This is a genomic window from Haloferax gibbonsii (assembly GCF_001190965.1).
Lineage (GTDB): Archaea > Halobacteriota > Halobacteria > Halobacteriales > Haloferacaceae > Haloferax > Haloferax gibbonsii.
The window spans coordinates 310206-320988 of record NZ_CP011948.1; the positions used below are offsets into that span (position 1 = coordinate 310206).

The 10783-nt window shown below is 55.3% G+C and carries 6 protein-coding genes and 2 pseudogenes; 3 read left to right on the plus strand and 5 right to left on the minus strand.

From position 1 onward, the window contains the following. Window positions 1–88: 88 nt before the first annotated feature. The gene (locus ABY42_RS16310) at window positions 89–736 is read right to left on the minus strand and encodes a bifunctional 4-hydroxy-2-oxoglutarate aldolase/2-dehydro-3-deoxy-phosphogluconate aldolase (protein WP_050460141.1); all 648 of its coding nucleotides are present in this window, start codon (window positions 734–736) and stop codon (window positions 89–91) included. A 138-nt stretch (window positions 737–874) separates the two neighbouring features. Here ABY42_RS16310 and kdgK1 point away from each other — a divergent pair, with 138 nt between their 5' ends. Then, window positions 875–1831, plus strand: a complete 957-nt coding sequence (gene kdgK1 / locus ABY42_RS16315) for a bifunctional 2-dehydro-3-deoxygluconokinase/2-dehydro-3-deoxygalactonokinase (protein ID WP_082220707.1) — start codon at window positions 875–877, stop codon at window positions 1829–1831. A 223-nt stretch (window positions 1832–2054) separates the two neighbouring features. Here kdgK1 and ABY42_RS19150 read toward each other — a convergent pair. The 4 genes and pseudogenes from ABY42_RS19150 to ABY42_RS16335 form a co-directional block, all read right to left on the minus strand. Further along, window positions 2055–2991: pseudogene (locus ABY42_RS19150) on the minus strand (IS630 family transposase). 617 nt (window positions 2992–3608) lie between these two features. Further along, window positions 3609–5234 (minus strand): Na+/H+ antiporter NhaC family protein, encoded by a 1626-nt coding sequence (locus ABY42_RS16325; protein ID WP_050460143.1) that lies wholly within the window; start codon window positions 5232–5234, stop codon window positions 3609–3611. Between the two features lie 172 nt (window positions 5235–5406). Beyond that, complete coding sequence (locus ABY42_RS16330) at window positions 5407–6411, minus strand: asparaginase (RefSeq protein ID WP_050460222.1); 1005 nt, start codon at window positions 6409–6411, stop codon at window positions 5407–5409. An 87-nt stretch (window positions 6412–6498) separates the two neighbouring features. Further along, on the minus strand, window positions 6499–7266 hold the full coding sequence (locus ABY42_RS16335) for an IclR family transcriptional regulator (RefSeq protein ID WP_050460144.1): 768 nt from the start codon (window positions 7264–7266) through the stop codon (window positions 6499–6501). A gap of 502 nt (window positions 7267–7768) precedes the next feature. On the opposite strand from ABY42_RS16335, the gene ABY42_RS16340 reads away from it, so the two are divergent. Together ABY42_RS16340 and ABY42_RS19155 are read left to right on the plus strand one after the other, a co-directional pair. Further along, window positions 7769–9031: a methylaspartate ammonia-lyase gene (locus ABY42_RS16340; protein WP_050460145.1), complete on the plus strand. Its 1263-nt coding sequence runs from the start codon at window positions 7769–7771 to the stop codon at window positions 9029–9031. A gap of 916 nt (window positions 9032–9947) precedes the next feature. After that, a pseudogene (locus ABY42_RS19155) lies at window positions 9948–10627 on the plus strand (IS6 family transposase). The last annotated feature ends 156 nt before the right edge of the window (window positions 10628–10783 follow it).

The following is a 10783-nucleotide window of genomic DNA, read 5'->3' on the forward strand; positions in this document are numbered from 1 at the left end:
ACACAGACCGTCGGGTTCCGCTTTCGTTTCGTGTAGTTCAGAACGGATGACACCTCGGTCGTCGCGGCCGCCGGAGCCGGTCGAACTCCTACTCCGACCGTGTGGCCTCGACAGCCTCTCTGAACGCGCGGGCGTTCGCTTCGATACCGTCGAACTCGCCGCAAGCGATGGCCTCGGTGTCGACGATGGAGCTCCCGACGCCGACGGCCGTCGCGCCCGCATCGAAGAACTCGTCCACGTTGTCCAGTCCGACCCCGCCGGTCGGGACGGTCGGGATGTGGCCGAGGGGGCCATCGAGCGCCGAGACGAATCCTGGACCGAGCGTGCCGGCGGGGAACACTTTCACCATGTCCGCGCCGGCTTCAAAGGCGTCGACGGCTTCGGTCGGCGTCGCGATTCCGACGAGCGAGGGCACACCGTAGCGGTTCGCGGTTTCGACGACGCCCTCGTCGAACGACGGCGTGACGATGAACTCCGCACCGGCGAGGGTCGCCGCCCGCGCCGTCGCCGCGTCGAGGACGGTCCCCGCGCCGACAGTGACCTCGTCGGCCGCGAACGACTCAGACACGTCTCGAATCATATCGAGGACGCCTTCGGTGTTCGCGGTTATCTCGACCGTCGAGACACCGCCGCGGCGGAGCGCGTCGACCGTCTCGATCGCCGTCTCGGGGTCGGTCCCGCGGATGATTGCGACGATACCCGACTCTGCGATTCGCTGGGCGGTGGAAGCGACCATACCCGTAGCAGGACGACCCACGGCTTAACCTTCGGGGTCCACGACTGCCGGGGTGCAAACTTCGTCCAGAGCGGAGTCCTTATCACGCGACTCCGCGACGTTCGAGTATGCAAAACCCGCCCCGACGGAGTGGATACTGTGACGCCTGAACTGGTGACCTTCGGCGAGACGATGGTTCGCCTGTCACCTCCGAGAGGAGGCCGCTTGGAGACGAGTGACACGCTGCGGTTCAGCACCGCCGGGGCGGAGTCGAACGTCGCCATCGCGGCCAGCAGGCTCGGAGTCGACGCCGCGTGGCTATCGAAACTCCCTGATTCGGCGCTCGGCCGCCGGGTCGCGACCGACGTGCGCCGACACGGCGTCGAACCCGCGGTCGTCTGGAGCGACGACCACCGACAGGGAACGTACTACCTCGAACACGGCGGCGAGCCGCGTGGCACGTCGGTCATCTACGACCGGGCGGACGCCGCGGTGACGACTGCGACGCCCAGCGAACTCCCGACGCGCCACCTCAAAGACGCCACCTACTACTACACGAGCGGTATCACGCCCGCGCTGTCCGACCAGTTGGAAGCGACGACTCGCTCGCTTCTCAACGCCGCGCGGAACGCGGGGGCGACCACCGCGTTCGACCTGAACTATCGGTCGAAGCTGTGGAGTCCCAAAGCGGCACGCGAGACGCTCGAGTCGCTCTTTCCGCTTGTCGACGTGCTCGTCGTCGCGGCGCGCGACGCCCGAACCGTCCTCGGACACGACGGCGACGCGGCCGCGATTGCGGCATCACTCGAAGCGGAGTTCGGCCTCGAGACGGTGCTCGTCACGCGCGGCGACGAGGGCGCACTCGCCCGCGCCGACGGCGAGACGTACGAACAGGGTGCGTTCGAAACTGAGACAGTCGACCCGATAGGTACCGGCGACGCATTCGTCGGCGGCTATCTCGCCTCACGGATTCGCGGTGAACCCGTCCCAGACGCACTCGAAACGGGTACTGCGACGGCGGCCCTCAAGCGAACGCTAGACGGTGACATAGCCGTCATCACTCCCGCCGAGGTCGAGCGCGTGTGCGAGCAGTCCGGCGATAGTATCAGCCGGTAACCACGGTTCACCGGCTGAGCGGCCGATACGAGAAACACGAGGGTGGCGGTCGAACATGCTCGGGGTTGTCGTGGTTGACCGCGCTCACGGCCTGCTGAGGCAACGCCGAAGCAGGTCGCAGCCGAGCGAGCCACTCCCAAAATCGATGGTAAATAGCCTTGATTCTATATCGTAATAGACTCGAGATGAAATTGTTCCTTGAAGTGAACTTCTGTAGTAGACGTTAGAAGTAATTACTCATATTTGGTACCGAGAGTTGGTCGAGAGCGGTGTCAATCGCTGTTGTAAGCTCGTTGAGCGAGTCGAAAGAAGCGGTTACTAGAGCCGCTTGAAGTTGTCTCCAGCATTCCTCGACAGGGTTCAGATCCGGCGAATACGATAGTAACGTCACAAAGGCGAGGTCCTCACGGCCCGCCAGGTCCGTGACGGCCGACGCCTGGAAATATGGCGCTCCATCCAGGACGACGGTCAAGTCATCTTCGAATTCTTTGCATAATGCTAAAATGAAATGTTTCGCGTGCTCGGCCGTGACGTACTCGGTGAATCGAGAGAAAAATCGGTCACCGTCGTCGGTGATCGCGCCCAGCAGACACGTCCAGTCGCGTTGGCCTGATTCTTGGTTTGGTCGATACAGACTACGGTGGCGTCCATCTCCCGCCGCTTTTCTTGAGTTCTTCGTAGAACGCTTCTTGCTCGTCCTCGTCGGCTTCGGCGGCTTTCCGGCGTGGCTTCTGATAGCTCAGTCCCGCTTCTTTCAGCAACCGCCGACAACTCGGGATTGAATACTTGATATCGTACGTTTCTTCGAGAAAGTTTTGGGCGAGCGCCGGCGTCCACGCCGGCGCGTCGATCCCAACTTCCTGAGGAGGTCCGTGAACGGCTTCTTCAAATTTGCTTTGTTGTGATTCTGAGAGTTTTCGTTTTCTGCCGGTTCGCTTATCGTCAGATACGGCCCGCTCAAGCGACTCGTCAGTGTCGAGTCGCTTGAGCCAGCTGTAGATTGTCCGGCGCTGAACATCGTACCACTCAGCTAGCTCAGTCTGTGTCACACCGTTCTTGTACGCGATAGCTGCTAAGATCCGTTGTGTCGGCTTCTTTCCGTCCACGTTGTCGAGAGCATCTTGCAATTCCTCGACGGTGATTTCGTCGAGATGCTTCATTAGCTCTCACGACAGTCTTTGAGTAAAAAATTCTAACGGTTACTATAGTAAACTGCAGCCTTTTGATTAGGATTGAATGATTGGCTTGATTACTTCGAGTAAAATCCCGTCGAAACGTAGTTCTATCACCGCAACATGCAGGTTGACCCGTCTATAACTCGTTGGTGCGCAAGCAGGGGATCGCTCACGAGACCTTTGCATAATTTACACAATAATATACTCCCACAATCACATCAAACCTTGATGGACGAACCCACCTTGGGGAGGTCACTAACTAGAAGTGCCGAGTTTCAATTATGGGTCAAGAATGATATCAATCCGTATGATTGAATAGAAAGCTTGGTCGGGTTTCACATCTCTATGCGACCCGATATTCAACCGTAGTTACATAGACTACTGACTGTTTATCCAACCCATTTCATACTCGATTAGTATTCAAAAACAGTTGCGTCAGGTGCCTACGAGCTCGGGGCCAAGCAGAGCGACATTGATCAAGGAGGCAGACACTTGGTCCCCAGAACAGAGTGGTGTCCAACGCACAAGCTGTTGTGACCTCCCCTGATGCACGGGAGACGAACTGCCTGTATCGTTCGTACACTCGTCATCTACATGCTTAATTAATCATCGGCACCGAAATCTGCATCGGAATCGTATACCGTGAACCGGCCGATACTAACGTGTTCGGACAGGACGTAAGCACCGGCAACGAGTGCGACAAGTCCAACGATGAGTGCGGGGACAGCGGGGATTCCGTAACCACTTGCGAGGAAGAGCCCAGTAGCGATAGTTCCTGCCAAGACCGCGTATGGTATCTGGGTGTTGACGTGGTCGACGTGATCACTCGCTGCGAACATCGACGAGAGCACGGTTGTATCCGAGATCGGCGAACAGTGGTCACCGAAGAGCGCCCCGGTCAGAATCGCGCCGATTGCGGATGGCAGCGGCGCACCGAGCGTGTGTGCGAGAGGAACTGCGACCGGGAACAGGATACCCATCGTCCCCCATGATGTGCCAATGGAAAACGAGATGACTACCGAGACGATGAAGACGATCGCCGGAAGCATTGCAGGGGTGATAACACCTTCTGCGACGCTCACGATGTACGGACCGACACCCATCGACTGGGAGACTGCGCCAATCGACCATGCGAGCGACAGGACGGCGACAGGGAACATCACCATCTTGAACCCCTCGAAGATCGCGTCGGAAATCGGTTCGAGGCCGACACGTGCGTGGCCAACGAGGATGGCGAAGATGGTTACGACACCTGAGAACGCTGCCCACAGAATGGCGTTCGCCGTGGATGCGTTTGAAATCGAGTCCACAAGTGCGGTGGTGCTCCCATCGAGATTCCCGTTTGTGAGCGGGCCAAAGAAGCCACTGACTGTCAGACCGCCGGTGTACAGGAGGCTTATCGCTGTCACAACCACGAGGGAGACGATTGGTGCGGCGAAATACCACCATCGCGGAGAGACGGAGTCAGGCGTGACAATGTCGTCTTCTTGCGTCTCGATGAGTGGGTCGGCCCCTTCACGGAGGACTTCTCCAGTACGCTCCGCACGCCGCTCAGCAGCCTGCATGGGTCCGAAATCCCAATCAGTGATGATGACAACGAATACGAGCGCGATTGCTAACAGGCTGTAAAATCGGAACGGAATCGATTGCAAGAACATCACGAACGGATCTGCCTGAATCCCAAGTTCGGTGAACTGCTGTTTAATCAGGCCGACCTCAAAGCCCAGCCACGTCGATACCACGGCGATAGACGCGGTCGGCGACGTCGTCGAGTCAAGGATATAGGCGAGTTTCTCCCGTGAGACGTCGAACTCGTCGGTAATCGGACGCATCACTGAACCAGTAATCATCGTGCTCGCATAGGAGTCGACGAAGATCAACATCCCGAGTATCGACGTTCCCAACTCAGCCTGTTTTCGGGTCTGAATCCGCTTGGCAATGCGGGTTGCTAGTGCGGACATGCCTCCCGAGAGGAATATCATCCCAAGCATCGCACCCACAAGGAGGGTGAACAACAGTAATTTCATGTTCCACGTCGCGGTGACGTTCGATACCACGAACTCCAACGCACGAGCACTCCCCGACACAGGGTTGTATCCGACGAGAATCGTTGCGCCGAGCCAGATGCCTGCAAACAGCGACAGCAGGACCTGTCGTGACGCTAGTGTGAGTCCAATCGCGACTAACGCTGGAAGTAAGCTTATCAAGCCGTATGCTTCTCCGGGCATGACAGAGAATAGTTGTCATAGTATCTGATAAATAGATTTCGGTTCATCATTGTCTTTCACGACGGAAGCGTCGTCACATCTCGCTCTGCAGCACCTTAGACAATCTACAGAAGATAGTCCGTACCGTTGGACGGAACCGGGTATCTTGTTTGGGTTAACTCCGTGGTACGGGCTACAAAACCTCAGTGTCCACGTATCCGTGACCGTCGTATCTGTGAGCATCGAATACGGCTCGGATGCCTTCATCGGTCTCCTTGGCTGAGAGTGCAGCAAGTAGCTTCAGTCGAGCTTTGTGGGCCGAGAGATTCGATTCGAAGAATGCCCCTGCCTCTTGGAGTACCTTCGCCCCACCATCAGAACCATACACTGGAGACACGGCTCCTGTTCGACAACGGGTTGTGACGACGACCGTTACCCCCCGTTCGATTGCGGATGTAATCGCAGTCGCAACCGCCTGCGGAACGTTTCCTAATCCGAGTGCATTTACCACGATACCGTCGACTCCTCGGTCGACAGCATTCGAAATCTGCTCGCCACCTGTGTCCGTGGAGACAGTCACCAGTTCCACCGTCGCCGTTATCTCGGTCACTGGAATCGTCTTCGAGAGGCTCTCCGGCTGGCGATAAAACCAGAGACCGTCAGGCGTACGCTCGGCGACGAGTCCATAATCGCCGGACGTGTACGCGGCGAGATTGCTGCTATGGGTTTTACTGACGGCTCTCGCTGCGTGTAGTTGGTCGTTGAAAAATACGAATACGCCGTCGCTGACGTGACCATGCGCGACTGTTTGGAGACTCCCCTTCACGTTCGCTGGGCCATCGGGGCTAATCTGGTCGTGCGTCCGTTGAGCCCCCGTGAGCACGACCGGGATATCTACATCTAAGACGACATCGAGGAAATACGCGGTTTCTTCGATCGTATCCGTTCCGTGAAGGATGACGATACCTTCAACCCCGTGAGCGACGGTTCGAACACGCTTTTGGAGCGCAACGAGGTCACTAATCGTCAGCTCCGAACTAGGTTCTTGGGCGACCTGCTCTACTTGAATATCGATTTCATCGACGGCAAACGGGTACGACTGGATGAGTCCTTGGACGGACTCCGTCGGCACTGCTCCATTCTCGGTCGCAGTACTCGCTATCGTCCCACCGGTGGCGATGACTCCTACAGACGGCATAGCTCTCACTTCCGGGGACATCATGATATGAATTATGATTCAGTGAAAACCTGCTTGAGCGATGGACCATTTGGGTCTCCTCGCAACCTAAACCAGCTCTTGGGACTCGAGCTCGTGCTCGAAGTTCGAGACGACTCGTCGGAGAATGTCCGGGAACGTTCGGTGTAGGTCGGCGTCTTCAGTCCGGTACTCCGGGCCGGAAATCGTGAACCCGCCGATGATTCCACCCGATGGGTCTTCGGCGACAACACCAGTAACGCGTTTTCCCGGTATCGACTCTCGGTCGTTAATCGCGTACCCCTGCTCTCGTACTCGTGTGAGTTCTTCGTCGAGCGCCGCTCTGGAGGTAATCGTATGTTCTGTGAGCTCGGGGAGTCCCCACCGGTCGATAATCGAGTCGACTCGTGACTCGGGGAGTCGAGCGAGAATTGCTTTGCCGATGGCAGTCGCATGCATGTATTCGTAGTTATTGAGGCGGGAGCTCGGCGACGCGGAGCTTCCAACCGAGTTGTAGAAGGTTACGATTCGACCGTTTTCCTCCACACCGAAATCAGATTCCTCGTTCGACCGCTCCGAGAGGTCAGTGACGTACTTACCGGCGAGTTCGTACACTTTGCTTCGGTTCCGCACGTACATTCCAAGGTGATACCACCGCCCGCCAAGTTCGTACTCGCCCCTGTGTGAGACGACGTACCCGTGTTCTGACAGGGTATGGAGATGCTTGTACACTGTACTTTCGGACATTCCTAGTTCGGCTCCAACCTCCGAAGCCGTCGCACCATCTAGCTGTACGAGTGCGTCAATCACCGCCAGCGATGTGTCCGTTGTCGTCAACAGTTGTGTGTCATCAGTCATTGTATAGCACTCCCACTGAGGGATTATATGGATTATGGAACTCAGTAACCGAGTGGTACTATTTCGGCTCTGAACTGGCAACTGTTTGCTCACCCGAAGATGAAGCCAGCTGGTTGGTTACATGCTTTGTGGAATCATTCATATTGGGCCTGCCAACGACGAGGGGTACAGATACACCGGACAAACGCATGCAATACGTCCTCAACGAGCTGATCAGACACTACACAAGAGAGAGGCAACCCCAAGATTACACGCATATGTGTGTAATTTTCATGGGGCGGATAGTGCCATTGCCAACTGTGTATGCATTCGATGCACGAACTGTGTTCTACGTATTATAGAATCTGGTAGTCGTCCTAATAGGCAACTGAATCCAAGGGGCATCTCCATCTACGCCGGACTCGCCGACCTGGTTTGGACAGTAGCTCATGTGGATTGGCTACTGACTGTCTGTCATAGCGGTACGTATATATCCCCCGTCAAACATGGTCGATAATGTAGTATGCCAACGATAGCAGACGTTAGCGCGATCCCGACAGCCGGTGGCTTTTATTTCGATGATAAAGAGGCCATCACTCGGAACGCCACGACAGATGGGTTTTCCTATACAGGACAGCCAGTGACCGACGGCTTCTCACGCGTTCGGCAACCCGCCGAGGCTCTGAGTATCGTCGTTGAGCTGGATAACGGGCGCTATGGTACCGGCGACTGCGCAGCAGTTCAGTACTCCGGATTCGGTGGGCGCGACCCATTCTTCGACGCGCAAGCCCACGCTGACCTCGTGGAATCGACACTTGCTGATGCATTCGTCGGCCGGGATGCGGGTGATTTCACCGGCAACGTGGCAGCCATCCAAGACAGCATTGAATCAGGAGATCCACTTCACACCGCTGTTCGCTACGGATTTTCCCAAGCGCTACTTGATGCGGCGGCAGAGGCCCATTCAACAACAATGACCGAGGTGATTATCGACGAGTACGGCTTGTCTCATACGCCTGAGCCGGTTCCTATTTTCACGCAGACGGGTGATAGCCGGCGTCAAAACGCGGAGAAAATGATTCTCAAAGGCGTCCCGGTACTTCCACATGGACTCTTCAACTCGGTCGAGAAAACAGGGCGCGATGGGGAGCGGCTTTTGGAGTATCTGTCGTGGTTGAGCGACCGGGTAGCGGAACTCGGTGCACCCGGATATGAGCCGGTGTTTCACGTAGACGTATACGGGACTATCGGGGAGATATTTGGTCCGCCGTACGGCCGCACCGAGGTGGTCGAGTACTTCGCTGCGCTCCAAGAAGCCGCGGCACCGTACACACTTCAGGTGGAAAGTCCGATCGAAGCCGACTCTCGAGACGAACAGATCACCGTACTTGGTGCGCTCCGAGATGGACTCGCCGACGCAGCCGTTCCAGTTTCGATCGTCGCAGACGAGTGGTGTAACACCTATGACGATATCACCGCGTTCGTCGACGCCGGCGCAGTAGATGTTGTGCAGATCAAGACACCTGATCTTGGAGAACTCACAGAGAGTATTGCTGCGGTCCAATACTGCGAGGGGACGGGGACGGGTGCATATCTTGGGGGTAGCTGTGCGGAAACCGACGTCTCCGCACGCGTCTGCACGCACGTGGCCCTCGCCACTCAGCCGATTCAACTACTCGCCAGACCGGGGATGGGTGTTGACGAAGCGTACATGATCGTACAGAACGAAATGACACGGACACTCAATCGGATCGTAACTCAGGACCAGCAAGCCGCACTTCAGTAACTTAGGCGATCACCACCATTGTGTCATCTTAAGTAGCGTCACACGGATTTTTTATCCGAGTTATGTGCTGAGTACTGACTAGTTACGCTATTTTCGGAAGACTAAGTCGTTGACAGAAATTGGTCGCGACGCTCGTAGGCTCTCGACGAGTGCGTTTCGTGGGGTTAGAGATTTGGGAGCGTGAATACATGGTACGGTTTACGCGATATCTGCTTGTATGCAACTATCAGAACGCGAAGCGTTCTGAGGATACCCGTTAGTACGTTCGCGATCTAGCTCGGCGTTGAACGGCTTCAATAGATTGTTTAGTGATAAATGTGTAGGTTATCAGATACTATCTGTAATCCATGCTAGAAAACACTAATGTAGTTTCTGTCAACGAGGTTACTGTCAACTCTGATAATAGACAATCTTGCTTTTATAACACACTATACTGGAGCAAAGTACACTCTTGATCTCAAATTGTTTGGAACAAATAGTACTGATCCATTGACTGTATTTTCTCTCGACTCTCAAAAATGCGTTCTCAGATACCATATTTATCGCTGATTATTAAATGACCAGATACCGCCTTTCGATTAGGATTGAGTGTTGACCCTGTTGGACGAAGCCAGCTCAAAAAACAATCTCATATCTTCAACGTAAGGTCGACTGCACACATAACATAGAGGATGTATTCTTGTATATTTGGCACATATTAAACAATGCTAATAGATTCAGAATCCATGGCAAAATCTCAATAAACAAATATATGTTGTTTATTGAGACTATTTACTATTTATTTTCTCATTGACCATTATGTGCAGGACAGCCGTGTATGGTGATACAAGCACTAGAGTGTCCAGACTACTGGGGCCAAGGGCACTGTCTAGTTAAGCCAGTTTGAGGAACGAGCAGGTCCTTGAGTGAATTGATCATGACGCTCGCAGACCTTCTCAGCGAGTGCTTTGCGGCGGATTTAGAAGAAACTTGGGAGCGTGAGCGGACGGCGACACCCGTCAGGGTGTTCGCCTCCAGCTCCACGCGACCGGGTGTTCACTTAGAGAGACAAAAGAAATTCTTCGATTGCTCGGCGTTGAACGGTCTCATCAAGCTGTTTGGCAATAGGTACATCGGCTGGCTGACAGCGGTCACAACCCGCCTGAGGCGAAGCCGAAGCGGGTTGCAGTCGACGAGACCGCTGTCAAAATCAATGGCGAATGGTCTTGGTTGTACGCTGCAATAGACATCGAGACAAAGCTGATTCTCGATGTCGAATTATTTGGACGGCATGGAACCGATCCAGCTGCTGCGTTCCTCCATCGACTCTCAGAGAAACACGATCTCTCAGACGCTGTGTTTCTCGTTGATGGCTACGGCTATCAGACTACCCTCTCTCGATTAGGATTGAGCGGTCGGCTTGACTACGTCGAGCGAAACCTCATCGAAACGTGGTTTCACACCCTCAAAGTGCGAGTCGACCGCTTCCATAATTCGTGGGTGGGCAGTCATGGGAGCGTCCGCGAGTGGTTTATACAATTTGCGCAATACTATAACTTCCACCGACCGCATCAATCGCTCGACGGACGAACGCCGGTTGAGGAGGTCACTAACTAGACAGTGCCGGGCCAAGATACTTTGCACTCTGCAATCATTTCGTCGGCGAATGACTCGGTCACTTGTCCTTGTGGGTTGACGATGGCGTCATGTTTGATTGTAGTAACGGCCCATGGAGAGCAATACGAAGTCTTGGTCGGGTCTTTGCCACTCACC